Origin of the sequence: Streptomyces sp. NPDC058307 (assembly GCF_042880295.1) — a bacterium.
Taxonomy (GTDB): Bacteria; Actinomycetota; Actinomycetes; order Streptomycetales; family Streptomycetaceae; genus Streptomyces.
Map to the genome: position 1 here is coordinate 1 of NZ_JBHVYZ010000033.1, position 23,262 is coordinate 23,262.

At 70.8% G+C, this 23,262-nt stretch carries 19 protein-coding genes; 9 read left to right on the forward strand and 10 right to left on the reverse strand.

The features are described from left to right. The first annotated feature begins 155 nt into the window (after window positions 1-155). Window positions 156-1,025, forward strand: coding sequence for an NUDIX hydrolase (locus ACFVYN_RS23210; protein WP_390001431.1), 870 nt, complete (start codon window positions 156-158; stop codon window positions 1,023-1,025). Beyond that, window positions 1,022-1,852 (forward strand): MBL fold metallo-hydrolase, encoded by an 831-nt coding sequence (locus tag ACFVYN_RS23215; RefSeq protein WP_390001433.1) that lies wholly within the window; start codon window positions 1,022-1,024, stop codon window positions 1,850-1,852. Before ACFVYN_RS23210 ends, ACFVYN_RS23215 begins: the two co-directional genes overlap by 4 nt. On the opposite strand, the gene ACFVYN_RS23220 is transcribed toward ACFVYN_RS23215, so the two are convergent. Both ACFVYN_RS23220 and ACFVYN_RS23225 read right to left on the reverse strand, forming a co-directional pair. Continuing rightward, window positions 1,845-2,669: a nucleotidyltransferase domain-containing protein gene (locus ACFVYN_RS23220; protein ID WP_390001435.1), complete on the reverse strand. Its 825-nt coding sequence runs from the start codon at window positions 2,667-2,669 to the stop codon at window positions 1,845-1,847. The genes ACFVYN_RS23215 and ACFVYN_RS23220 overlap by 8 nt on opposite strands. Before the next feature lie 215 nt (window positions 2,670-2,884). After that, window positions 2,885-3,559, reverse strand: coding sequence for a Crp/Fnr family transcriptional regulator (locus ACFVYN_RS23225; protein ID WP_007383667.1), 675 nt, complete (start codon window positions 3,557-3,559; stop codon window positions 2,885-2,887). Window positions 3,560-3,895: 336 nt separating this feature from the next. Here ACFVYN_RS23225 and nth point away from each other — a divergent pair, with 336 nt between their 5' ends. The 4 genes from nth to ACFVYN_RS23245 all read left to right on the forward strand — a co-directional run bounded on the left by nth (window position 3,896) and on the right by ACFVYN_RS23245 (window position 8,332). Then, complete coding sequence (gene nth, locus ACFVYN_RS23230; RefSeq protein ID WP_390001437.1) at window positions 3,896-4,876, forward strand: endonuclease III; 981 nt, start codon at window positions 3,896-3,898, stop codon at window positions 4,874-4,876. Window positions 4,877-5,537: 661 nt separating this feature from the next. Then, window positions 5,538-6,227 carry an NUDIX hydrolase gene (locus tag ACFVYN_RS23235; protein ID WP_390001536.1) on the forward strand — a complete coding sequence of 230 codons (690 nt, stop codon included), beginning with the start codon at window positions 5,538-5,540 and terminating at the stop codon, window positions 6,225-6,227. A gap of 124 nt (window positions 6,228-6,351) precedes the next feature. Beyond that, window positions 6,352-7,041 (forward strand): NUDIX hydrolase, encoded by a 690-nt coding sequence (locus ACFVYN_RS23240; protein ID WP_390001538.1) that lies wholly within the window; start codon window positions 6,352-6,354, stop codon window positions 7,039-7,041. Window positions 7,042-7,132: 91 nt separating this feature from the next. Further along, complete coding sequence (locus ACFVYN_RS23245) at window positions 7,133-8,332, forward strand: MarP family serine protease (protein ID WP_390001438.1); 1,200 nt, start codon at window positions 7,133-7,135, stop codon at window positions 8,330-8,332. A 22-nt stretch (window positions 8,333-8,354) separates the two neighbouring features. Here the strand turns inward: ACFVYN_RS23245 and ACFVYN_RS23250 are convergent, their stop codons facing one another. The 6 genes from ACFVYN_RS23250 to ACFVYN_RS23275 form a co-directional block, all read right to left on the reverse strand. Beyond that, window positions 8,355-8,540 carry a hypothetical protein gene (locus tag ACFVYN_RS23250; protein WP_390001439.1) on the reverse strand — a complete coding sequence of 62 codons (186 nt, stop codon included), beginning with the start codon at window positions 8,538-8,540 and terminating at the stop codon, window positions 8,355-8,357. A gap of 127 nt (window positions 8,541-8,667) precedes the next feature. Next, a complete protein-coding gene (locus ACFVYN_RS23255) occupies window positions 8,668-9,612 on the reverse strand; it encodes an alpha/beta fold hydrolase (RefSeq protein WP_390001441.1) in 945 nt (314 codons plus the stop codon). Continuing rightward, window positions 9,609-10,112: a phage holin family protein gene (locus ACFVYN_RS23260; protein ID WP_390001442.1), complete on the reverse strand. Its 504-nt coding sequence runs from the start codon at window positions 10,110-10,112 to the stop codon at window positions 9,609-9,611. The genes ACFVYN_RS23255 and ACFVYN_RS23260 overlap by 4 nt, the downstream gene beginning before the upstream one ends. 92 nt (window positions 10,113-10,204) lie before the next feature. After that, window positions 10,205-11,623, reverse strand: coding sequence for a Na+/H+ antiporter NhaA (gene nhaA, locus ACFVYN_RS23265; RefSeq protein WP_390001444.1), 1,419 nt, complete (start codon window positions 11,621-11,623; stop codon window positions 10,205-10,207). A 150-nt stretch (window positions 11,624-11,773) separates the two neighbouring features. After that, the gene (gene acs / locus ACFVYN_RS23270) at window positions 11,774-13,732 is read right to left on the reverse strand and encodes an acetate--CoA ligase (protein WP_390001446.1); all 1,959 of its coding nucleotides are present in this window, start codon (window positions 13,730-13,732) and stop codon (window positions 11,774-11,776) included. A 526-nt stretch (window positions 13,733-14,258) separates the two neighbouring features. After that, on the reverse strand, window positions 14,259-16,670 hold the full coding sequence (locus ACFVYN_RS23275) for a SulP family inorganic anion transporter (RefSeq protein WP_390001447.1): 2,412 nt from the start codon (window positions 16,668-16,670) through the stop codon (window positions 14,259-14,261). A gap of 297 nt (window positions 16,671-16,967) precedes the next feature. Between ACFVYN_RS23275 and ACFVYN_RS23280 the strand changes: the two genes are divergently transcribed. Continuing rightward, window positions 16,968-18,245: a hypothetical protein gene (locus tag ACFVYN_RS23280; RefSeq protein ID WP_390001448.1), complete on the forward strand. Its 1,278-nt coding sequence runs from the start codon at window positions 16,968-16,970 to the stop codon at window positions 18,243-18,245. Between the two features lie 60 nt (window positions 18,246-18,305). Here ACFVYN_RS23280 and ACFVYN_RS23285 read toward each other — a convergent pair whose 3' ends face one another. Beyond that, entirely contained in the window at window positions 18,306-19,292 is a 987-nt protein-coding gene (locus ACFVYN_RS23285) for an ATP-binding protein (protein WP_390001450.1), read from the reverse strand. A 101-nt stretch (window positions 19,293-19,393) separates the two neighbouring features. On the opposite strand from ACFVYN_RS23285, the gene ACFVYN_RS23290 reads away from it, so the two are divergent. Then, window positions 19,394-20,218, forward strand: coding sequence for an oxidoreductase (locus ACFVYN_RS23290; protein WP_390001452.1), 825 nt, complete (start codon window positions 19,394-19,396; stop codon window positions 20,216-20,218). Between the two features lie 346 nt (window positions 20,219-20,564). Here ACFVYN_RS23290 and ACFVYN_RS23295 read toward each other — a convergent pair whose 3' ends face one another. Beyond that, window positions 20,565-21,398 (reverse strand): HAD family hydrolase, encoded by an 834-nt coding sequence (locus ACFVYN_RS23295; RefSeq protein WP_390001454.1) that lies wholly within the window; start codon window positions 21,396-21,398, stop codon window positions 20,565-20,567. A 609-nt stretch (window positions 21,399-22,007) separates the two neighbouring features. Here ACFVYN_RS23295 and ssd point away from each other — a divergent pair. Further along, a complete protein-coding gene (gene ssd, locus ACFVYN_RS23300) occupies window positions 22,008-23,126 on the forward strand; it encodes a septum site-determining protein Ssd (protein WP_390001456.1) in 1,119 nt (372 codons plus the stop codon). Window positions 23,127-23,262: the final 136 nt, after the last annotated feature.

Here is a 23,262-nt window from a genome sequence, read left to right on the forward strand (position 1 = left end):
CCTAGGGGCGCGGGGAACTGCGCGACCAGCCCCCACCGGCCCGCAGCCGCCCGACGAGCTGACCCGGCATCCCCGTAGGCGCCCTGTTCAAGCCCAGCGCCGCTGCCCGCGGGGCCCCTCTCGAACATCCGCCCGTCAGGAGTTAGCCTCCGGCCATGGCAAACGGGCAGTGGTACCCAGCGGAATGGCCGGACCGTATCCGCGCGCTCGCGGACGGCTCGCTTCGGCCGGCCGTGCCCAGACGTGCCGCCACCGTGATGCTGCTGAAGGACACGGCGACCGGAACCGTCGTGCACATGTTGCGCAGACGGGCCTCGATGGCCTTCGCGGGAGGCGCCTACGCCTATCCCGGCGGTGGTGTCGACCCCCGTGACGACGAGCACCAGATCCACTGGGCGGGCCCCACGCGCGCGTGGTGGGCGGCTCGGCTCGGGGTGGACGAGACGGCGGCTCAGGCGATCGTCTGCGCGGCCGTGCGGGAGACGTACGAGGAGGCGGGCGTCCTGCTCGCCGGGCCGACGGCCGAGTCGGTGGTCGGTGACACCACGGGCGCGGAGTGGGAGACGGACCGGGCCGCTCTCGTGGCGCGGGATCTGTCCTTCGCGGAGTTCCTGGAGCGTCGGGGGCTCGTGCTGCGGTCGGATCTGCTCGGGGCCTGGACGCGCTGGATCACGCCCGAGTTCGAACCCCGTCGCTATGACACGTGGTTCTTCGTCGCCGCCCTCCCTCAGGGCCAGCGCACCCGCAACGCCTCCACGGAGGCCGACCGTACGGTGTGGATCCGGCCCCAGGACGCGGCGGACGGCTACGACAAGGGCGAGCTGCTGATGATGCCGCCCACCATCGCCACACTGCGGCAGCTCACCGCGTACGGCAGTGCCGCCGCCGCGCTGGCCGCCGCGCCCGACCGTGATCTGACCCCTGTGCTCGCCCAGGCCCGGCTGGTGGACGGCGAGATCGTGCTCTCCTGGCCGGGGCACGACGAGTTCACCAAACACATCCCGACCGGTGGAGCCTCCGCATGACCGACGCCGCAGCCCTCCCCGGCCAGCCACGGGGCGGGGTCCTCTCGGGCCCCGCCACGCCACGGGCCGTCAACGTCCTCGCGCCCAACGCCTCCGCGATGACTCTGGACGGGACCAACACCTGGATCCTCTCGGAGCCGGACTCCGAGCTGGCGGTCGTGGTCGATCCCGGTCCGCTCGACGAGGGGCACCTGCGTGCCGTCGTCGACACCGCCGAGGCCGTCGGTAAGCGGGTCGCGCTCACCCTGCTCACCCACGGCCACCCCGACCACGCCGAAGGCGCCGTCCGTTTCGCCGCGCTGACCGGCACCAAGGTGCGGGCCCTGGACCCCGCGCTGCGGCTGGGGGAGGAGGGCCTCGGCGCCGGGGAGGTGGTGCAGGTCGGCGGGCTGGAGCTGAGGGTCGTTCCGACGCCCGGGCACACCTCCGACTCGCTGTGCTTCCATCTCCCGGCCGATCAGGCCGTCGTGACCGGTGACACCATCCTGGGGCGCGGTACGACCGTCGTGGCCCATCCCGACGGCCGCCTGGGCGACTATCTCGACTCCCTGCGGCGGCTGAGGTCCCTGACGGTCGACGACGGCGTCCACACCGTCCTGCCGGGCCACGGACCCGTCCTGGAGGACGCCCAGGGTGCCGTGGAGTTCTACCTCGCCCACCGGGCCCACCGGCTCGCCCAGGTCGAGACGGCCGTGGAGAACGGCTACCGGACGCCCGGTGCCGTCGTGGAACACGTGTACGCGGATGTCGACCGGTCGCTCTGGCCGGCCGCCGAGCTGTCGGTGCGGGCCCAGCTGGAGTACCTGGAGGAGCACGGGCTCATCTAGGGGCCTTCACGCCGTGCACGCGCGTGTTCTCGGCTGCCAGCCAGGGGCCCAGGTCGTCGACGTACGCGCGCAGTACGGCCGTGTCGGCGGTCGGGGTGTGGCCCAGGGTGGCCGCCGTTCTCAGCTGGTCGGCGCGGTCCGGGTAGTACGCGGCGAAGACCTCCGCCATCTCTCCCAGGTCGCTCGTCCAGCCGTTCCAGCGGGGCATGACCAGGGTGAACGCGGTGCGGACCAGGTGGCGGGACATGAAGCGGACCAGTCGAGTCCGGGTCTTGTCCGAGTCCGCCGCCTCGATCCGTTCGCGCCAGCGGGGGAGCAGGAGGGCGAGGTCGCCGTTCGTCTCGCGGGCCAGGAGCGAGTCGGGGCGGTAGCGGGGGAGGTACTCCGCCAGGTCGTCGCCGAGCAGCGGGGTGCACAGACAGGCCACGAACCAGCCCATGTCGTGCCGTTCCAGGTCGCTCAGCAGGCGGTCCCGGCCGTACAGCAGCGTTCCGACGCCGTCGATCTGCGGGAACTCCCTGTCGAGCGCCTCCCCGAACTCCCGTACGCCCTCCTGGTCCGCGTCGCTCGGCTCGTCGCGCAGGGCGAGCAGCAGGTCGAGGTCGCTGCGGCCCACGCGCGCGGTGCCGCGCGGGATCGAGCCGTAGAGGTACGCGCTGTGCAGCCTCGGTCCGAAGAGGTCCAGCACCCGGTCGCGCGCGGCGGCGACGACCGGGCGGAAGGGCTGCGGGATCCGCCCGAGGGAGCCCTCGCGCTCGATGCAGCCCTGGGCGTCGAGTCCCTTGGGGGCGATGGGAGGAACTGTTTCGGCGGCCATGCGATCACTGTGCCCGGGGGCGGTCCCGGACACAGCTCGTTTACGGCACTGCGCGGCCCGTGGGGGCCGAACGTGGCCGACCACGGCCGGGGAACGGGGGGCGGAGGGGTCTCGTCCACTGCGGTCGGTGTCGTCCGTCGCGTGGCCACCCCCGGCGACACGAGAAGGGCCCAGCCGCACGGCAGGGCCCTTCGACGTCGTACGACGATCCGTGCTCAGCGCGAGCGCTTGGCGAGCCTCTCGACGTCCAGGAGGATCACCGCGCGGGCCTCCAGACGCAGCCAGCCGCGCTGGGCGAAGTCCGCGAGGGCCTTGTTGACCGTCTCGCGGGAGGCGCCGACCAGCTGGGCCAGCTCCTCCTGCGTGAGGTCGTGGACCACGTGGATGCCCTCTTCGGACTGCACGCCGAAGCGGCGGGAGAGGTCGAGCAGCGCGCGGGCCACGCGGCCCGGCACGTCCGAGAAGACCAGGTCGGACATCTGGTCGTTGGTCCTGCGCAGACGCCGCGCGATGGCTCGCAGGAGCGCGGAGGCCACCTCGGGACGCGCGCTCAGCCAGGGCTGGAGATCACCGTGGCCGAGGCCGAGCAGCTTGACCTCGGTCAGTGCGGTGGCGGTCGCCGTGCGCGGGCCCGGGTCGAAGAGCGACAGCTCGCCGATGAGTTCGCCGGGGCCGAGTACGGCCAGCATGTTCTCGCGGCCGTCGGGGGAGGTGCGGTGGAGCTTCACCTTGCCCTCGGTGACCGCGTAGAGCCGGTCTCCCGGGTCGCCCTCGTGGAACAGGGAGTCACCACGCGCGAGCGTCACCTCACTCATGGAGGCGCGCAGTTCCGCGGACTGCTCGTCGTCGAGTGCCGCGAAGAGCGGGTTGCGCCGCAGAACGTCGTCCACGAGTTCTCTCCTTGTCGACCTGCTCAGGGGATCTTGTTCCCCCTTGGTACCAGGGGAACCCGGTGCCCATTTTGCCGGACGGTCCAAACAGTGTGATCTGTCACAAGGATGCCGCACACATGTCCCGGGGTAAGCGGCAGGGGTCCAATTGGGGGCCGGTCTTCGAGGTCCGGCGCGTATGTCAGTGCCGGGCTCTAGGCTGGCCGGGTGTCCAAAACGCCGGTGAGAGCACAGGCCAAGGGGGCTGGACGGGTGGTTCCCCGTCGAGATTCCGCTGTGGGCGAACAGGGCGCCGGAGGCGGAAAGAAAACGGCAAAAGCGGCAGGGAAGGCTCCGGTGGAGAAGAGGGCTTCGGCGAAGAAGACGGCGAACACGGCGGTCAACGCGGCGGCGAAGAAGGCGGCTCCCGTGCGGAAGGCGGCCACCGTGAAGAAGGCGGCGGCCCCGGTGAAGAAGGCCTCGGCCACGAAGACGGTTGCGGGCAGGGCGGTTGGCGCGAAAACGGTTGCCGCGAAGACGGTTGCCACGAAGCCTCCGAGGAACGAGTCGCAGACCGCTCTCGTGCGCCGCGCCCGGCGCATCAACCGCGAACTCGCGGAGGTGTTCCCGTACGCACACCCTGAGTTGGACTTCGAGAACCCCTTCCAACTGATCGTGGCGACGGTCCTGTCCGCGCAGACCACCGACCTGAGGGTCAATCAGACGACGCCCGCGCTGTTCGCCAAGTACCCGACCCCCGAGGACCTGGCCGCGGCCAACCCCGAGGAGGTCGAGGAGATCCTGCGGCCGACCGGGTTCTTCCGGGCCAAGACCAGGTCGGTGATAGGGCTGTCCAAGGCCCTGGTGGAGAACTTCGGCGGTGAGGTCCCTGGGCGGCTCGAAGACCTCGTCACGCTGCCCGGTGTGGGCCGCAAGACCGCCTTCGTCGTCCTCGGCAACGCCTTCGGGCGGCCCGGTATCACCGTCGACACTCACTTCATGCGGCTGGTCAGGCGCTGGCAGTGGACCGACGAGACCGACCCCGACAAGATCGAGGCCGCCGTGTCGGCGCTCTTCCCGAAGAGCGACTGGACGGATCTGTCGCACCACGTCATCTGGCACGGCCGCCGCATCTGCCACGCCCGTAAGCCGGCGTGCGGCGTCTGCCCCATCGCCCCGCTCTGCCCGGCCTACGGCGAGGGCGAGACGGACCCGGAGAAGGCGCGCAAGCTCCTGAAGTACGAGAAGGGCGGCTTCCCGGGGCAGCGGCTGAACCCCCCGCAGGCCTACCTGGACGCGGGTGGGAAGGCCGCACCGCCACTGGGGGCCAGCGGGTGAGGATGCGGACGGTGTGCCCGGGAGCACCGGTGCGGGTCGGCGGGCCGCATCGGCCGACCGGCGCAGCCTGCGCGCTGCGGCCGTCTGGCTCACGCCGACGGGCCGAGCCGCGCGGGGCACGGACACGGGTACGGGTACGGGTCGGCAGGGCAGGCCGACGTGTCCTGAGGGCCGGTCGGACGGGGTGGCGCCGGACAACTGGGTGCTGCCGTAGGGCGGGAGTGCCGCGCCTGGCCGAGGTCTCGGGTGGGGCGGGAGCGCTCGGGCGGGTGGAAGAGCTGGGTTGGTCGGGGGCGACGGCCTGGGAAGTAGCGCCGGGCCGGGCTGGGGCGCTGGACTGGGCTGAGATGTCCGGTCGGTCCGGAGCGCCGGGTCGGGCAGGGGCGCCCGGTTGGGCGGACGCGCCGGACCGGGCCGTAGCTCCGGGTCGGCCGGAAGAACCAGGCCGGAGCGGAGTGCGAAGCCGGACCGGAGTGCGAAGTGTGACCGGAGTGCGAAGCCGAACCGGAGCCCGCAACGGGACCAGGGCCTTGAGCTGCGCCAGAGCTCCAGACCCGGGTCGCTCGGTGGTGGGGACCCCGAAGGTGGGCAGGTGTGATGCCCGGGTGGAACGATCTAGGGTCCGTCGGGCGTTGGGCAGGGCAGGACGACGGGGGTGGCGATGACACGGGCGAGCGGTACGACGGGCGTGACGCTCAGCAAGGACGGCCTGCCGAGCTGGCTGGACCCGGTGGTGCGCGCCGTGGAGACGGTCGAGCCGCTCCAGCTGAGCCGCTTCCTGCCGCCGGCGGACGGCGCGGGGCGGCAGTCGGCCGTGCTGATCCTGTTCGGTGAGGGCGAGCGCGGGCCCGAGCTGCTGCTCATGGAGCGCGCGAGTTCCCTCAGGTCGCACGCCGGGCAGCCGTCGTTCCCCGGCGGCGCGCTCGACCCGGAGGACGGTGATCCCCAGGGCGACGGGCCGCTGAGGGCAGCCCTGCGCGTGGCCGAGGATGTGACCGGCCTGGTCCCGTCGGGCGTCCAGCTCTTCGGCGTACTGCCCAAGCTGTACATCCCGGTCAGCGGCTTTGTGGTGACCCCGGTGCTCGGCTGGTGGCGCGAGCCGACCCCGGTCGGAGTCGTCGACCCGAACGAGACCGCCCGTGTCTTCACGGTTCCCGTGGCGGATCTCACGGATCCCGGCAACCGTGCGACGACCGTCCACCCCAGCGGACACCGAGGTCCGGCATTCCTGGTCGAATCGGCCCTCGTCTGGGGCTTCACCGCCGGAATCATCGACCGGATCCTTCACTTCGCGGGCTGGGAGCGCCCCTGGGACCGCGAGAAGCAGGTCCCGCTCGACTGGCGCGCATGACAGGGTGGCGTCCAGACCCGGGTCGCTCGGTGGTGGGGACCCCGAAGGTGGGCAGGTGTGATGCCCGGGTGGAACGATCTAGGGTCCGTCGGGCGTTGGGCAGGGCAGGACGACGGGGGTGGCGATGACACGGGCGAGCGGTACGACGGGCGTGACGCTCAGCAAGGACGGCCTGCCGAGCTGGCTGGACCCGGTGGTGCGCGCCGTGGAGACGGTCGAGCCGCTCCAGCTGAGCCGCTTCCTGCCGCCGGCGGACGGCGCGGGGCGGCAGTCGGCCGTGCTGATCCTGTTCGGTGAGGGCGAGCGCGGGCCCGAGCTGCTGCTCATGGAGCGCGCGAGTTCCCTCAGGTCGCACGCCGGGCAGCCGTCGTTCCCCGGCGGCGCGCTCGACCCGGAGGACGGTGATCCCCAGGGCGACGGGCCGCTGAGGGCAGCCCTGCGCGAGGCCGAGGAGGAGACCGGCCTGGACCCGTCGGGCGTCCAGCTCTTCGGCGTACTGCCCAAGCTGTACATCCCGGTCAGCGGCTTTGTGGTGACCCCGGTGCTCGGCTGGTGGCGCGAGCCGACCCCGGTCGGAGTCGTCGACCCGAACGAGACCGCCCGTGTCTTCACGGTTCCCGTGGCGGATCTCACGGATCCCGGCAACCGTGCGACGACCGTCCACCCCAGCGGACACCGAGGTCCGGCATTCCTGGTCGAATCGGCCCTCGTCTGGGGCTTCACCGCCGGAATCATCGACCGGATCCTTCACTTCGCGGGCTGGGAGCGCCCCTGGGACCGCGAGAAGCAGGTCCCGCTCGACTGGCGCGCATGACAGGGTGGCGTCCGTGCTGTGTCTTCCCGGGGACAGCCCCCGGCCGGCCGACCTGTGGTGAACGCGAAGTGATGAGGCGAGGCTCGAACCGGTGAACGTGCTGGACATCCTGTTGCTGGTCGCCGCCGTGTGGTTCGCGATCGTCGGCTACCGCCAGGGCTTCGTCGTGGGCATCCTGTCGGTGATCGGATTCCTGGGCGGCGGTGTCGTCGCCGTCTACACCCTTCCCGTCGTCTGGAACGCGCTGACCGACCACGCAGAGGTCGGCACGGTCGCCGCCGTCGTCGGCGTCGTCATCGTGATCGTCTGCGCCTCCGTCGGCCAGGCCCTGACCACCCATCTCGGCAACAAGCTGCGCCGGTACATCACCTGGTCGCCCGCGCGCGCCGTCGACGCCACCGGCGGCGCCCTCGTGAACGTCGTGGCGATGCTCCTGGTGGCCTGGCTGATCGGCGCCATGCTCGCGCAGACCACGATGTCGACGGTCGGCAAGGAGGTGCGCGGCTCCAAGGTGCTCCTCGGCGTCCAGGAGGTGCTGCCCTCCGACGCGGACACCTGGTTCAAGGACTTCACCTCGGTCCTCGCGGACAACGGCTTCCCGCAGGTCTTCAGCCCGTTCTCCAACGAGCCGATCAAGGCGGTCCAGCCGCCCGACCCCCAGCTCGCGCACAGCGCCGTCGCCACCCGCGCCCAGCGCTCCATCGTCAAGGTCATGGGCACCGCGCAGAGCTGCGGCAAGGTCCTGGAGGGCACCGGCTTCGTCTTCGGCGACCGGCGCGTCATGACCAACGCCCATGTCGTCGGCGGCGTCGACGAGCCCACCGTCCAGATAGGCGGCCAGGGCAGGAAGTACGACGCCACGGTCGTCCTCTACGACTGGCAGCGCGACATCGCCGTACTGGACGTGCCCGATCTGGACGCGCCCACGCTGCAGTTCACGTCCAAGGACGCCGCCAGCGGGGACAGCGCGATCGTCGCCGGCTTCCCGGAGAACGGCTCGTACGACGTCCGCTCCGCGCGCGTGCGCGGGCGCATCGACGCCCACGGCCCGGACATCTACCACCGCGGCACCGTCGACCGCGACGTCTACTCCCTCTACGCGACCGTCCGCCAGGGCAACTCAGGCGGTCCGCTGCTCACCCCGGAGGGCAGGGTGTACGGCGTGGTCTTCGCCAAGTCGCTCGACGACCCCGACACCGGGTACGCGCTCACCGCGGACGAGATCCAGGAGGACATCGCCAAGGGGCGCACCGCGAACCAGCAGGTGGACAGCGACAGTTGCGCGTTGTGAGAGGGGCCCTGGGGCGGGTGCGTCAGCCTCGGGGATGACGCAGGCGCACCGAGACCCAGCGGGCCCGGCGGCGCAGGATGCGCGGGATCCCCACCCTCAGATCCGTGCCGCCCCCCAGTTGCGGGGCACCGCCCTGATGATGGGAGCTCAGGGCAGCGCCCGAGCGTCGATTGCGTGCCGCGTCACCGTAGTCGTGCGTCCAGCCCATACCCGGACGTGTGCCCCCGCCCCAAGGTCGATAACCGCCCCCACGCCCCCCAATTGGCCTATGCGCCGGGCAAGTGGCCGTTCGCAGGACAGGTGTTCAGATCCGGACACCTGGCGCAGCGGATCGGTCACCGATCGGGTTCCGGATCCTTCAGCCAATTGATCAGTTCTGTCGAGAAGGCGACCGGATCCTCCTCGTGCGGGAAGTGCCCGAGACCGTCGAACAGCCGCCAGCGGTACGGCGCTTCGACGTACTCCCCGGACCCGGCCGCACTGCGCGTGCGCATCACCGGGTCGAGCGAGCCGTGCAGGTGCAGGGTCGGCACGCGGACGGGCCGCTTCATGCGCCGGTTGAACTGGATCCCGTCAGGACGCGCCAGGGAACGCACCATCCAGCGGTACGGCTCGACCGAGCAGTGTGCCGTCGAGGGGATGCACATCGCCCTGCGGTACGTCTCCACGTCCTTGTCGTCCGGCAGCCGCGGGCCGGACCAGTCCCGGATCAGCTCGGCGACCAGCGCGCCGTCGTCCGCGGTCAGCCGCCGCTCGGGGACCCAGGGGCGCTGGAACCCCCAGATGTAGGAACCGGCACGGGTCTGCTTGACGTCCGAGAGCATCGCCGAGCGCCAGCGCCGGGGGTGCGGCATCGAGGCGACCGCGAGCCGTCGTACCAGCTTGGGACGCATCGCGGCCGCCGTCCACGCCAGATAGCCGCCCAGGTCATGGCCGACCAGCGCGGCGTCCGGCTCGCCCAGGGAGCGGATCACGCCGGTGACGTCGAGGGCGAGGTTGGCGGGGTCGTAGCCGCGCGGGGTGCGGTCGCTGCCGCCGACGCCGCGCAGGTCCATGGCCACGGCCCGGAAGCCGGCGTCGGCGAGCGCCTCCAGCTGGTGGCGCCAGGTCCACCAGAACTGGGGGAAGCCGTGCAGGAACATCACGAGCGGTCCGTCGCCCAGTTCGGCGATGTGGAAGCGCGCGCCGTTGGCGGCCACGTCCCGGTGCGTCCAGGGACCGTCGGGCCGTACGAGAGAGGCGACGTGCTGCTGCGCCGAAGGAGCGGCGGGATCGGTCATGACGACGAGCGTGCCACAGCCTCGATGGCTTTCGTGTTGCGGACCCGCTCCTCCAGGACCTTGGTGTCGTCGGGGCGCGGATGCGGCTTGGCGTTCTGGAGCACGCCCGCCGTCTCCTTCATCGACGCGGCGACCTTCTGCGGGCCCTTGCCCTTCTGCGCCTTCTTCGCGAAGACGACACCGATCAGCGCGAGGACCAGTGCGACGAGGACGTTGGCGGCGAAGGACAGCAGGAAGCAGACCGCGAGGTTCCAGTCGCTCCAGGTCCGGATGCCGTACGCCAGCGCGAAGTTGAGCATCGGCAGGGAGAACAGCAGGACCCCGCCGGCCACGCTGAACGCGCCGCCGCTCATCGCGCCCTTCTTGACGTCCTGCTTGAGCTGCGCCTTCGCCAGCGCGATCTCGTCGTGCACCAGTGCCGACATCTCGGTCGTCGCCGAGGCGAACAACTGGCCGATGCTGCGTTCGGCGCCGACCGGGCTGCCGTCGGGTGCGCTCATCGCGGTCTCCCTCTTCACTGACTCTGTATGGGCCGGACTGTGTATGGGTCGTGACTGTCTATGGGCCGTTTCTTTTGTACCGTCCCGTCAGATCATGCCCGACGGTGGTCCTCCTCGCCTGCCCCGCCCGTCACTTCGGCAAGCCGCTCGGCCGTCTTGCGCTCGGCGATCCGGCGGTGCTCGGCGGCCTTGCGGTCGTAGATCGCCGCCATGCGCAGGTGGTACGCCGGGTCGTCCTCCTCGTAGATGTCCGGAATGCCGTCGAGGTCCTCGTCGCGCTCCTCGGTCTCGTACAGCCTGCGGTACTTGGCGTTGCGCAGCTTCAGCAGCACGGTCGCGAGGGTGGCCGCGGTGAGCGAGCCGAGGAGTACGGCGGCCTTGACCTCGTCGGTCAGTGTCGCGTCGCCGTCGAAGGCGAGCTCCCCGATCAGCAGCGACACGGTGAAGCCGATGCCGGCGAGGGTCGCCACGGCGAACACGTCGGCCCACGCGAGGTCGTCGCTGAGCGAGGCCCGGGTGAAGCGGGCCGTCAGCCAGGTCCCGCCGAAGATGCCGAGCGCCTTGCCGAGGACCAGCCCGAGCACCACGCCGAGCGTCTCCGGCTGGGTGAACACATCGCCGAGCGCGCCACCGGAGAGGGAGACACCCGCGCTGAAGAGGGCGAACAGCGGAACGGCCAGGCCGGCCGAGAGCGGCCGTACGAGATGCTCGACGCGTTCGCCCGGGGAGACCTTCTCGTCCTCCTGCCTGGTGCAGCGCAGCATCAGGCCCATCGCGACGCCCGCGATCGTGGCGTGGATGCCGCTGTTGTACATCAGCGCCCAGATCACCAGCGCGAGCGGGACGTAGACGTACCACCCGCGTACGCCCTTGCGCAGCAGCGCCCAGAAGACCGCGAGGCCGGCGGCCGCGCCGCCGAGCGCGGCGAAGTCGATGTCGGCGGTGAAGAAGACCGCGATGATCAGGATCGCGAAGAGGTCGTCGACGACGGCGAGGGTCAGCAGGAAGGCGCGCAGCGCGCTCGGCAGCCAGGTGCCGATGACGGCGAGCACGGCGAGCGCGAAGGCGATGTCGGTGGCGGTGGGCACGGCCCAGCCGGACAGGGAGCCGCCGCCGGTGAGGTTGGTGAGCGTGTAGACGAGCGCCGGTACGGCCATGCCGCACAGGGCCGCGACGACGGGCAGGGCGGCCGCCCTGGGGTCCTTCAGGTCACCGGCGACGAGCTCGCGCTTGAGTTCGATGCCGGCCACGAAGAAGAAGATCGCGAGGAGTCCGTCGGCGGCCCAGTGTGCGATGGACAGGTGGAGTCCGAGGGCCGCGGGGCCGAGGTGGTAGTGGCTGACGCTTTCGTAGCTGTCGTGCAGCGCGGGGACGTTCGCCCAGATCAGCGCGGCGACCGCGGCGATGAGCAGGAGCACCCCGCCGACCGTCTCGGTGCGCAGCGCGTCCGCGACGAAGGTGCGCTCGGGGAGGGAGAGACGGCCGAGGACCTTACGCGTGGGCGCGGGCATCAGGGGGACCTCCGGTCGGTGGACAGGGCTGAACTGTTCGCCGACCAGACTTCCCGGCACACCTGAGGGGTCACGCTGTTTTGTTTAGCTTAGCTAAAAGGGGTGCCGAGCGCGTTCCCGTGACCGGCACCCCCTTGCTCATGTAGCCGGTCAGTCCTCGCTGGGCGAGGCCGGCAGCTTGGCCTGGATGAGGTCCATGACCGTGGAGTCCGTCAGCGTGGTGACGTCACCGAGCTGGCGGTTCTCGGCGACGTCCCGCAGCAGGCGGCGCATGATCTTGCCGGAGCGGGTCTTGGGCAGCTCGGCCACCGGCAGGATCCGCTTCGGCTTGGCGATCGGGCCGAGGGTGGCGCCGACGTGGTTGCGCAGGTCGGCGACGAGGCCCTCGTCCTCGGCGTTCGCCGTGCCGCGCAGGATCACGAAGGCGACGATCGCCTGCCCGGTCGTCTCGTCCGCCGCGCCGACCACGGCCGCCTCGGCGACCGAGGGGTGGGAGACGAGCGCCGACTCGACCTCGGTGGTCGAGATGTTGTGACCGGAGACCAGCATGACGTCGTCGACGCGGCCCAGCAGCCAGATGTCGCCGTCGTCGTCCTTCTTCGCGCCGTCACCGGCGAAGTACCTGCCCTCGAAGCGGGACCAGTAGGTGTCGAGGAAGCGCTGGTCGTCGCCCCAGATGGTGCGCAGCATCGAGGGCCACGGCTCGGTCAGGACGAGGTAGCCGCCACCACCGTTGGGGACTTCCTTGGCCTCGTCGTCCACCACGGTGGCCGAGATGCCGGGCAGCGGTGTCTGCGCGGAACCGGGCTTGGTCGCGGTGACCCCGGGCAGCGGGGAGATCATCATCGCCCCGGTCTCGGTCTGCCACCAGGTGTCCACGATCGGGGTGCGGTCGTGGCCGATGTGCTTGCGGTACCACATCCACGCCTCGGGGTTGATCGGCTCACCGACCGAGCCGAGGACGCGCAGGCTGCTGAGGTCGAACTTCGCGGGGATGTCGTCGCCCCACTTCATGAACGTACGGATCGCCGTCGGCGCCGTGTACAGGATCGTCACCCCGTACTTCTGGATGATCTCCCAGAAGCGGCCCTGGTGCGGGGTGTCCGGCGTGCCCTCGTACATGACCTGGGTGGCGCCGTTGGCGAGCGGGCCGTAGACGATGTACGAGTGCCCGGTGACCCAGCCGACGTCGGCCGTGCACCAGTAGACGTCGGTCTCCGGCTTGAGGTCGAAGACGGCGTGGTGGGTGTACGCGGTCTGGGTGAGGTAGCCGCCGGAGGTGTGCAGGATGCCCTTGGGCTTACCCGTCGTGCCGGACGTGTAGAGGATGAACAGCGGCTGCTCGGCGTTGAAGGCCTCGGGGGTGTGCTCGGCGGGCTGCCGTTCGACGATCTCGTGCCACCACACGTCCCTGCTGTCGTTCCAGGCGACCTCCTGGCCGGTGCGACGCACGACGAGCACGTGTTCGACGTTGCCGGCCTTGTCGGCGGCCTCGTCGACGGCGGGCTTGAGCGCGGACGGCTTGCCGCGCCGGTAGCCGCCGTCGGAGGTGATGACGACCTTGGCGTCCGCGTCCTGGATGCGCGTGGCGAGGGCGTCCGCCGAGAAGCCGCCGAAGACCACGGAGTGCGCGGCGCCGATCCGGGCGCACGCGAGCATCGCGACGGCGGTCTCGGGAATCATCGGCATGTAGACGGCGACCCGGTCGCCCTTCTGGACCCCCAGCTCCAGCAGGGCGTTCGCGGCCCTGGAGACCTCGTCCTTGAGCTCGGCGTAGGTGATCGCGCGGCTGTCGCCGGGCTCGCCCTCGAAGTGGATGGCGACCCGGTCGCCGTTCCCCGCCTCGACATGCCGGTCGACGCAGTTGTACGCCACATTGAGCTCGCCGTCCTGGAACCACTTGGCGAACGGCGGGTTCGACCAGTCCAGGGTCTCGGTCGGCTCCTTGGCCCAGCTCAGTCGGCGGGCCTGCTCGGCCCAGAAACCGAGTCGGTCAGCCTTGGCCTGCTCATACGCCTCCGCCGTGACGTTGGCGTTCGCGGCCAGGTCGGCGGGGGGTGCGAACCTGCGCTCTTCCTTGAGCAGGTTGGCCAGGCTTTCGTTGCTCACGGCATCTGCCTTTCCCAGGGTGTCCGTTGTGTCCCAGGCCACAGCTCATCAGACCGGGGGTGCGATGACAAGGGTCGACCGGAAATTGGTTTAGACCTGTGGGGGTCGAGTCCGTCGACCATGGTCATCCGTACCCACGTACGCCGACCAGGCGGAGTTCAGTGCCTGTAACGCCTTTCACACCCCTGCCCAAGTACGGGGTGAAGCGTCGCCGATGTCCGACGTCTGGCGCACGGACGCTCGACGAGAAGGTTGCCCGAGTGGAGGGGATACGGGGCGGACCGCAGGCCGCGGCTCGCAGCCCACGGCTCTTCGAACGCCACGAGGACGGAACCGTGCGTCCTGGTCATGGCAGATCCTGCCGTCCCGGTTACCCCTTGACAGTCGTGTGCCCAGATCACCGGACCCCCCTCGCAGACAGCCGATGTCGAGCCCTGTGTCCCGCTGAAGCCGACGCCGAGCGGCTCCTGGGGAGCGGCGGTGTGCGGCTCCTGAAGGCTGAAGGAGGGGCCGCACACCGCCAGGCTCACGCCGACAGGTCCGCCGCCGCCTCCACATGGTCGAACAGCCCGTCCCCAGCCGCCCCGGTGAGCAGGTACGCCTGGGCCTCGCCCACGTGGAAGTACATCCCGTGCAGCTCCAGCTCCCCCTCCCGCAGGGCCCGGGCCACCGAGTCATGGGCGCTCAGATGCTCCAACTGCTGGACCACGTTGGTCAGACAGAGCTGCTCGACCGCGTCGGCGGGGGCCCGCCCGGCGAGCCTGGCGCGGGGCCGGCTGCCGTCGGCCATCCGCTCCAGGCTGGGCAGTCCGTGCCGCAGCCACCGCTTCAGCGGGCTCCGGGCGTCGCCCGGCTCGGCGGCGAGCAGCGCCTGCATGGCCCCGCAGCCGGAGTGCCCGCACACGGTGATGGAGCGCACCTTCAGCACGTCCACCGCGTACTCGATCGCGGCGGCCACCGAGTCGTCCCCGCTCTCCTCGCCGGGCAGGGGAACGAGGTTGCCCACGTTGCGCACCACGAACAGGTCGCCCGGGCCACTGGAGGTGATCATCGAGGTGACCAGCCGCGAGTCGGCGCAGGTGAGGAAGAGCTGGTCCGGCCGCTGGCCCTCACGCGCCAGCCGGGCCAGCTCACCCCGCACGATCGGCGCGGTGTTGCGCTGGAACGCGCTGATGCCACGCGCCAGCTCGTGCCCGCTCGACTCGCGGGGCGCGCCCGGAGCCTGTGCGGCACCGCGTTCGCCGGACGCACCGGCGTGTCCGGTGGGCTGCGCGGTGTAGGGGCGCTCGCACTGGTGGTTGCGCCAGGCCGTCCAGGGGCGGCAGCGGCAGTGGTCGGCATCGGACAGCTCGGCGATGCGCGTGCCCGGTCTGCGCCCGGTCAGCTCGACGGAACCGCCCCGCGCGGTGTGCGTCTTCTGCCAGTCCTGCAGCGATTCGTACGCCGCGTGGTCCATGAACGACCCGTCCAACTCCACGACGGCGTCCGCTCCCTGGGGGACGAGATGCAGGGCCCGGCTGAGCCGGGGCACCGCGAGGAACGTCAACTGCCCTCTTACGTGTACGTGATGGACTCCTTCCCTCTCGCAGTGGGTGATCCGGGTGCGGGTGAGGCGGTGCAGGGCGACTCCGACGGCGACGGCGATGCCCAGCGAGACACCCTCCAGGACGCCGAACACGACCACGCCGAGGGTGGTGAGGGCGTACACCAGGACTTCTCGGTGGCGGGTCACCGTGCGGATGTGGTGCAGGGACACCATCTGGATGCCGACGGCCATCACGAGGGCGGCGAGCGAGGCGAGCGGGATGAACTCGAGGACCGGGACCATCAGCAGCGCGGCGATCACTACGAGAACGCCGTGCAGCATCGTGGAGTTCCGGCTGACGGCACCCGCCCGGACATTCGCCGAACTGCGCACCGCCACACCGGCGACGGGCAGTCCGCCGAGGGAGCCGGAGACGATGTTGGCGGCGCCCTGTCCGAGCAGTTCGCGGTCCAGCTCGGAGCGGCCGACGCGGGGGCTTCGATCTGGATCGGTGCTCGCGGCCATCAGATCGGGGCGGCCGGCCGCCAGCTTGTCCACGGCCACCGCGCCCAGCAACGACTGCACACTGCACACCAGCGTGGTGGTGAGCACGGCGGCGACGAGCCCCAGCACGGGACCCTCGGGCAGTCCGGCCAGGGCGTGGCTGCGCCAGGACGGCAGATCGACCTTCGGCACGGCCAGTCCGGTGAGGGAGGCGACGGTGGTGGCTCCGGCGACGGCCACGAGCGCGGCCGGGATCCTGCGCAGGAGGTGGCCCGCCCAGCCCGGGAGGCGCGGCCAGAGGAGGAGCAGCGTCAGGGTCAGCACGCTGACCGAGACGGCGGCGGGCTGCAGGTGCGCCAACTGGGCGGGCAGGGCGCGGAGGTTGTCGAGAACGGAGCTCTGCGGGGTGCCGCCGAGGACGATGTGCACCTGGGCGACGGCGATGGTGACGCCGATGCCGGCGAGCATGCCGTGCACGATCGCGGGGCTGACGGCGAGCGCGGAACGGGCCACCCGCAGGCAGCCGAGGCCCAGTTGGACCACTCCGGCGAGGACGGTGATGGCGCAGGTCGTCCGCCAGCCGTAGCGGTGGATCAGGTCGGCGGTGACCACGGTGAGCCCGGCGGCCGGGCCGCTGACCTGGAGCGGGCAGCCCCCCAGCCGGCCGGCGACGATCCCTCCGACGGCGGCGGCCACGAGGCCGGCCTGGAGGGGCGCGCCGGTGGCGAGGGCGATGCCCAGGGACAGGGGCAGGGCGATCAGGAAGACCGCGATCGAGGCCGACACGTCGGCGCCCGCGACACGGAAGCGGCGGGGCGGGGTCGGCGGGGGGCTGTGGGAAGGGTGGCTGCGGCTCGTGTGGTGCGAGTCGCTCGGGTCGGTGGCGCGGGTGGGAACACAGGCTGACATTTTTCCCGTCTCCTCCGGGGCAGCGCGGTCGCGGAACAGGTGGTCCCCCGTCGATGGCGGGGGTCGGGTCGCGGCCGTGGGTCACGGCGTGCAGCGGCGGGATGAATCAACGCTCGGTAAATGGATCGTAATGCAGAGTAAAGGGCTGGCATAGACTTTCCGGGCAAATGGGTTAAGGACCCACCTGAATGGGTGAAGTGGCAATTTCATCGGCTTGTCGTACTAATTCCTTCTCGGGCACGTGCGAACTTGGCGGCGCTGTCGTTGCCCCGAGAGAAGGAAGAAGGTGGGCGGAACATGGCCGCCACCCACAGGATTGCCGCGGGAGCCGTGGTCGCCGCGGTCTGCGCCGCCTCACTCGCCGGTTGCGCGACCGGCGCCGACGTCTCCGAGGGGGGAGCCGCCGGCCCGCAGAAGGCGAAGCCAGCCCAGGCTCCGCCCAAGCGGGTGTTCCGTCTGATCGGTGACGGCTCCACCGCGTACACCGGAGCGCAGCCGCACCTGCCCAGAGCCCAACGTCTCAAGCCCGGTCAGAAGCCTCCGCAGTTCGTGGTGTTCTCCTGGGACGGCGCCGGCGAGGACAGCCAGAAGCTGTTCTCCCATTTCCGTGCGGTCGCGAAGGCGAACCACGCCACGATGACGTACTTCCTGAGCGGCGTGTACATGCTGCCGGAGGAAAAGCGCGACGAGTACAAGCCGCCGCAGCACTCCCCGGGCCGCTCCGACATCGGCTTCAACGACCAGCAGGGCATCGCCGACACCGTCAGGCAGCTGCGCCTCGCGTGGCTGGAGGGCAACGAGATCGGCACCCACTTCAACGGCCACTTCTGCGGCAGCGGAGGCGGGGTCGGCCAGTGGTCGGTCGCGGAGTGGAAGGACGAGATCGCCCAGGCGAAGAAGTTCGTGAAGTCCTGGAAGACCAACACCGGGATGACAAAGGCCCCACCGCTGCCCTTCGACTACGACAGGGAGCTCATCGGCGCCCGCACCCCCTGCCTGGAGGGCCAGAAGAACTTCATGAAGGCCGCCGACGAGCTGGGCTTCCGCTACGACACCAGCGGGGTCAACGAGCAGCTGTGGCCGAAGAAGAAGCAGGGCCTGTGGGACCTGTCGATGCAGCTCGTGCCCTTTCCCGGGCACTCCTACGAGCAGCTCACCATGGACTACAACTTCATGGTCAACCAGTCCGGCACCCGGACCCAGGGCGACCCCGGCAAGTACGAGTTCTGGGGCGACCAGATGCGCGACGGCCTACTCAAGGGCTTCCACCGGGCCTACGACGGCAACCGCGCGCCTCTGATCATCGGCAACCACTTCGAGTCCTGGAACGGCGGCACCTATATGCGCGCCGTCAAGGAGACCATCGAGTACGTGTGCAACAAGCCCGACGTGCGCTGTGTCTCCTTCCGGCAGCTCGCCGACTGGCTGGACGCCCAGGACCCGAGGACCCTGGCGAAGCTGCGCGCTCTGGAGGTCGGCGAGGCGCCGAAGCAGGGCTGGGCCGCCTTCCTGTCCGGCCGGCCCGCCCCGGCACCGAAGGGCGTACCCGGGGCACCGGCGGCCAAGCAGCCGTAGCCGACGGGCGGTCGCGGCCGCCGCATTGGCCAACGCGGCCTGTCGGCGAGCGCGGTCGCTTCAGACGCTCGCGGTCGTCACCGCGCTCTCGCCGAGGACGAACGAGGGGTCGATCTGCGCCGCCAGATCGGCCCCCGTGCGCTCGTTGCCCCAGGACCGGGCGTTCTTCAAGTGGAAGTGCACCATCTGCTGGGTGTAACGCTGCCCGTCGCGCAGGTCGTACGTCGCGTCGGCGGCCGTCCGCAGCTGGTGCAGGGCACGCCGGTTGACGTCCTCCAGGAGGGCGAACCGGGGCGGCCGGCCCTTCTCCAGGGCGCGCACCCAGTCGGAGTGCCCGACCGTCACCAGCAGGTCGTCCCCGACCTCGGCGCGGAGGAAGTCGAGGTCGTCCTGACCCCGCACCTTGTTGCCGACGACCTTCAGGACGACGCCGAAGTCGCGGGCGTACTCCTTGTACTGGCGATAGACGGAGACCCCCTTCCGGGTCGGTTCGGCGACGAGGAACGTGATGTCGAAGCGGGTGAACATGCCGGAGGCGAAGGAGTCCGAGCCCGCCGTCATGTCCACCACGACGTACTCGTCCCGCCCGTCCACCATGTGGTTCAGGCAGAGCTCCACCGCCCCCGTCTTGGAGTGGTAGCAGGCGACCCCCAGGTCGGCGTCCGTGAAGGGGCCGGTGACCATCAAACGGACGATGCCGCCGTCGAGTTCCACCGGCGTGGCACAGGCGTCGTAGACCGGGTTGTCCTCGCGCACCCGCAGCAGCCGCGAGCCCTCGCCGGGCGGGGTGGTCTTGATCATCTCGGCGGCCGAGGCGATCCGCGGATTGGTGCCGCGCAGGTACTCCTTGATCAGCGGCAGCCGCTCGCCCAGGGCGGGCAGCGCGGCCGCCTCCGCCTCGTCCAGGCCGAGCGCCGGCCCCAGGTGCTGGTTGATGTCGGCATCGACGGCGATCACCGGTGCCCCGGTGGCCGCGAGATGGCGGATGAACAGGGAGGACAGGGTCGTCTTGCCGCTGCCGCCCTTCCCGGCGAAAGCAATTTTCATGTTCACGAAGAGTAGTCGAGTGATAGCTGTATGTGGCAGTCGTGCGTGAAGAAGACCACTCCATCGAGGGGTGTGCCGCTGGGTTGCGTAATGTCGTACTCATGAGTACGACAGGCGCGAACGCCGATCCGCTCGCGGCCCTGGGCTCGCTGCCCGGCGTGGCCGAGTCCGTGGAGTCCGTGCGCAAGTCCGTGGACCGGGTCTACGGACACCGCGTGATGCGGCGCCGCAGCAACGAGATCACCTCCGAGGCCGCCCTGCGCGGCGCCCGCGGCTCGGCCGCGCTGTCCGGCGCGGACTGGGCCCTCGAAGAGGTGCGCCGACGCTCGGACTTCGGCGTCGACGACGAGGCGCGGGTCATGGGGGCGGCCCTCAGGCTGACCGCCGAGGCCGGCCAACTGCTGTCCATCTGGCGGCAGTCGCCCCTGCGGGTGCTGGCCCGGCTGCATCTGGTCGCCGCGGCATCCGACCGCGACGAGATCGGGCGTCCCCGCCAGGCAGGCGAGGGCGTCGACGAACCGCTCATCGAGCTGCCCCTGCCGGGCGCGGCGGAGGTCTCGGGCCGACTGGAGGGCCTGTCCCGGCTGATCATCGCGGGCGGCTCGGCCCCGGCCCTGGTCACGGCCGCCGTCGTGCAGGGAGAGCTCCTCGCCCTACGGCCCTTCGTCTCTTACAACGGCCTGGTCGCGCGCGCGGCCGCGCGGATCGTCCTGGTCGGCAGCGGACTCGACCCGAAGTCGGTGTGCCCCGCGGAGGTCGGTCACGCGGAATTGGGCCGCGCTGCCTATCTGGCGGCGCTCGACGGCTACGTCTCCGGCACCCCCGAGGGGATGGCCGCCTGGATCGCCCACTGCGGCAGCGCGATCGAACTGGGCGCGCGCGAGTCGACAGCGGTGTGCGAGGCGCTCCAGCGAGGAGCGGCGTAGCGGGGTGGCGTGGAGCCCCTGGAACAGGGTTGCGGCGGTACGAGGACTCGTACCGCCGCTGGCATGTTCACCGTGTTACCAAGCGTCCTCGAGATATTGCCCATCAGGTCGGGAACTTTGCCCGTCCCTGGTGCGGCTGGCCCGTAATCGACGGGTCGACGTCGCGTGGGTGCCCGGTGTTCATGCTCGGTCCGTGGGGCCAAATGCGTTTTAAGGTGATCCTCTCGGATGTCCTTGGTCTCGCGGGCCGTTAACCCCTTTGTACTCCTGGACCCGGGCAAGCGGAACCCCTGGCCGCCGTTCTTTACTTTTATCCTCAAATAGGCGTCAAGTAGCCGGAATCGCCTCAGGCGACTGTCGATCGCCGCCGGTTCGCGTACCAGACCAGGCCCGCAGTCGCTGCCGCCGCTCCTATCGCGGCGACCGCGACGAGCGCCGGGCGGGGCGGTACGGCGAACCCGGGCAGCCGCTGCTTGAGCCGGACCGGCCGGTGGAAATCGAGAATCGGCCACCCGCGCGCGAGGGCCTCGCGTCGCAGCGCGCGGTCCGGGTTGACCGCGTGCGGATGGCCCACGGCCTGGAGCATCGGCAGGTCGGTCGCCGAGTCGCTGTAGGCGTAGCAGCGCTCCAGGTCGTAGCCCTCGGACTCCGCCAACTCCTTGACGGCCTCGGCCTTTGTCGGGCCGTACGCGTAGTACTCCACCTCGCCGGTGAAGCAGCCGTCCTCGCCCACGACCATGCGGGTGGCCACCACCCGGTCGGCGCCCAGGAGTTCACCGATCGGCTCGACCACCTCGGCGCCGGACGTGGAGACGATGACGACGTCCCGGCCGGCGGTGTGGTGCTCCTCGATGAGAGAGGCGGCCTCGTCGTAGATGATCGGGTCGATCAGGTCGTGGAGGGTCTCGGCGACGATCTCCTTGACCTGCTGGACGTTCCAGCCGCGCACGAGCGCGGAGAGGTACTCGCGGGTGCGCTCCATCTGGTCGTGGTCCATACCGCCGACGAGGAAGACGAACTGGGCATATGCGGTCCGCAAGGCGGCCCTGCGGTTGATCAGCCCGCCTTGGTAGAACGACTTGCTGAACGTGAGCGTGCTCGACTTCGCAATGACCGTCTTGTCCAGGTCAAAGAAGGCGGCTGTGCGGGGCAAGGAGTGGTTTTCCACGACCCCGAGCATAGGCGCAGCCCATTCGGCGTAAGGTGAGGCGCGTGGGTTTGCCTGAGAGGCCTCTCGGGTACACCATGGAAGTCACGGATCGTTCGCGACCGTGCTAACGCGGCCCGGCTCCTCCCCCCCCGAGTCGGCCGTGAAGGCGACCCCCACTCTCCCCCCCGGTGGGGGTCGTCGCATGTCCGGGTGGGTTTTTCCTCTTTCTTGCGCGGTGGTGTGACCGCATCGAGGCGGCTGCGGCCGTCTCTTCTGCATGCTCATGATTCGTCACTGAGTGTAGTCGCCCTGGTGCTCTGTGGAAGTCGGTACGCAGGCGGTACGTCCTCACCGGTATGGGTGACGCCTTTATTCACAGGGGCGGAGTTGTCCACAGTTATCGACCAAGATCCACACGATTTCCCGGATCGCTGCACCGTGATTCCCACACGTCCCGCTCCTGCCGACTTCATGGCCGGTTCTGGTTTGTCGGGTGTGTTTGGCCGGTTCGTATCGGCCGTTCATATGGAGACCGCTTGCCGGTTCTTCACATGTCTGGGAATCGCGGGGCCGAAGGGGCCGCGCGGAAGAGGCGCCGTGCGGGCCCTGGGAGGGCCTCGCGTGGCGCGGTGAAGGGGGATGGAGACCGTGACCGCAGCCGTCACACACGAGGGCCGGCCCGCCGCCGGAGGCCGGCCGGGCCGGCCGTTGATCGTCACGGAGGACGAGGACCTGCTCGACGATCTGCTCCGCCTGTGCGCGGCGGCCGGGGCGACAGCAGAGGTCCATCACGGGGTGCCGCAGCCCAGAGGCAGCTGGGAGGCCGCCCCGCTCATCCTGGTGGGCGACGACGCCGCACGGCGGGTGCGCGGAGCCGCCCGCAGGCGCGGAGTCGTGCTGGTGGGCCGCGACCAGGACGACTCCGGGGTGTGGAAGCGGGCCGTCGAGATCGGTGCCGACCACGTCCTGATGCTGCCCGACGGCGAGCAGTGGCTGGTCGACCGGATCGCCGACGTCACCGAGGGCGTCGGCCGTCCCGCCCTCACCGTCGGCGTCATCGGAGGCCGGGGCGGGGCCGGAGCCTCCACGCTCGCGTGTGCCCTCGCCGTCACCTCCGCGCGTGAGGGCCTGCGCACACTCCTCGTGGACGCCGATCCACTGGGCGGCGGACTCGACGTACTCCTCGGCGGCGAGAGCACCGAAGGGCTGCGCTGGCCCGCGTTCGCCGCCTCGCGAGGACGGGTCGGCGGCGGTGCCCTGGAGGAGTCCCTGCCGCGGCTGCACTCGCTGCGGGTCCTGAGCTGGGACCGCGGCGACCGCATCGCCGTCCCGCCCCAGGCCGTACGGGCGGTGCTCGCCGCGGCCCGGCGCCGGGGCGGCACCGTCGTCGTGGACCTGCCCCGCCGCCTCGACGACGGCGTCACCGAGGCCCTTGCCCAGCTCGATCTGGGGATCCTCGTGGTCCCCGCCGAACTGCGCGCCGTCGCCGCGGCCGGTCGCGTGGCCTCGGCGGTCGGCATGGTCCTGCGCGACCTGCGGGTGGCGGTACGCGGCCCGTACGCACCCGGCCTCGACGACCGCGAGGTGGCCCGCCTGCTGGGCCTGCCCCTGGTGGGCGAGGTCCCGGTCGAATCGGCCCTCCAGCGGCCCCAGGGGAGCGGATCACCACCGGGGGCGGCCGTACGGGGGCCACTGGCGCGGTTCTGCAAGGAGTTCTGGGAGCGGGCGTTGACCGAGGCGGGGACGGGGTCGTCATGAGCGGGATCTCCAGGTTCTCCGGGTTCTCGGGGTTCTCGGAGGCCTTCGGGTCCGCTGGGTCCCCCGCCGGGTCCGCCGGGTCTTCCGGGTTCGAGCGGGTGGACGGCGCCGGGGTCGGCTCTGCCGAGGTGAGGCG

Bases quoted from the DNA above. Each gene is read 5' to 3' on its own strand.
- ACFVYN_RS23220 (WP_390001435.1), bottom strand. From the start codon at position 2,669: ATGGCCGCCGAAACAGTTCCTCCCATCGCCCCCAAGGGACTCGACGCC.
- ACFVYN_RS23240 (WP_390001538.1), top strand. From the start codon at position 6,352: ATGACACGGGCGAGCGGTACGACGGGCGTGACGCTCAGCAAGGACGGC.
- nhaA (WP_390001444.1), bottom strand. From the start codon at position 11,623: ATGCCCGCGCCCACGCGTAAGGTCCTCGGCCGTCTCTCCCTCCCCGAG.
- ACFVYN_RS23235 (WP_390001536.1), top strand. From the start codon at position 5,538: ATGACACGGGCGAGCGGTACGACGGGCGTGACGCTCAGCAAGGACGGC.
- ACFVYN_RS23250 (WP_390001439.1), bottom strand. From the start codon at position 8,540: ATGGGCTGGACGCACGACTACGGTGACGCGGCACGCAATCGACGCTCG.
- ACFVYN_RS23275 (WP_390001447.1), bottom strand. From the start codon at position 16,670: ATGTCAGCCTGTGTTCCCACCCGCGCCACCGACCCGAGCGACTCGCAC.
- ACFVYN_RS23255 (WP_390001441.1), bottom strand. From the start codon at position 9,612: ATGACCGATCCCGCCGCTCCTTCGGCGCAGCAGCACGTCGCCTCTCTC.
- ACFVYN_RS23295 (WP_390001454.1), bottom strand. From the start codon at position 21,398: ATGCTCGGGGTCGTGGAAAACCACTCCTTGCCCCGCACAGCCGCCTTC.
- ACFVYN_RS23290 (WP_390001452.1), top strand. From the start codon at position 19,394: ATGAGTACGACAGGCGCGAACGCCGATCCGCTCGCGGCCCTGGGCTCG.
- ACFVYN_RS23210 (WP_390001431.1), top strand. From the start codon at position 156: ATGGCAAACGGGCAGTGGTACCCAGCGGAATGGCCGGACCGTATCCGC.
- ssd (WP_390001456.1), top strand. From the start codon at position 22,008: ATGGAGACCGTGACCGCAGCCGTCACACACGAGGGCCGGCCCGCCGCC.
- ACFVYN_RS23285 (WP_390001450.1), bottom strand. From the start codon at position 19,292: ATGAAAATTGCTTTCGCCGGGAAGGGCGGCAGCGGCAAGACGACCCTG.
- ACFVYN_RS23280 (WP_390001448.1), top strand. From the start codon at position 16,968: ATGGCCGCCACCCACAGGATTGCCGCGGGAGCCGTGGTCGCCGCGGTC.
- ACFVYN_RS23215 (WP_390001433.1), top strand. From the start codon at position 1,022: ATGACCGACGCCGCAGCCCTCCCCGGCCAGCCACGGGGCGGGGTCCTC.
- ACFVYN_RS23260 (WP_390001442.1), bottom strand. From the start codon at position 10,112: ATGAGCGCACCCGACGGCAGCCCGGTCGGCGCCGAACGCAGCATCGGC.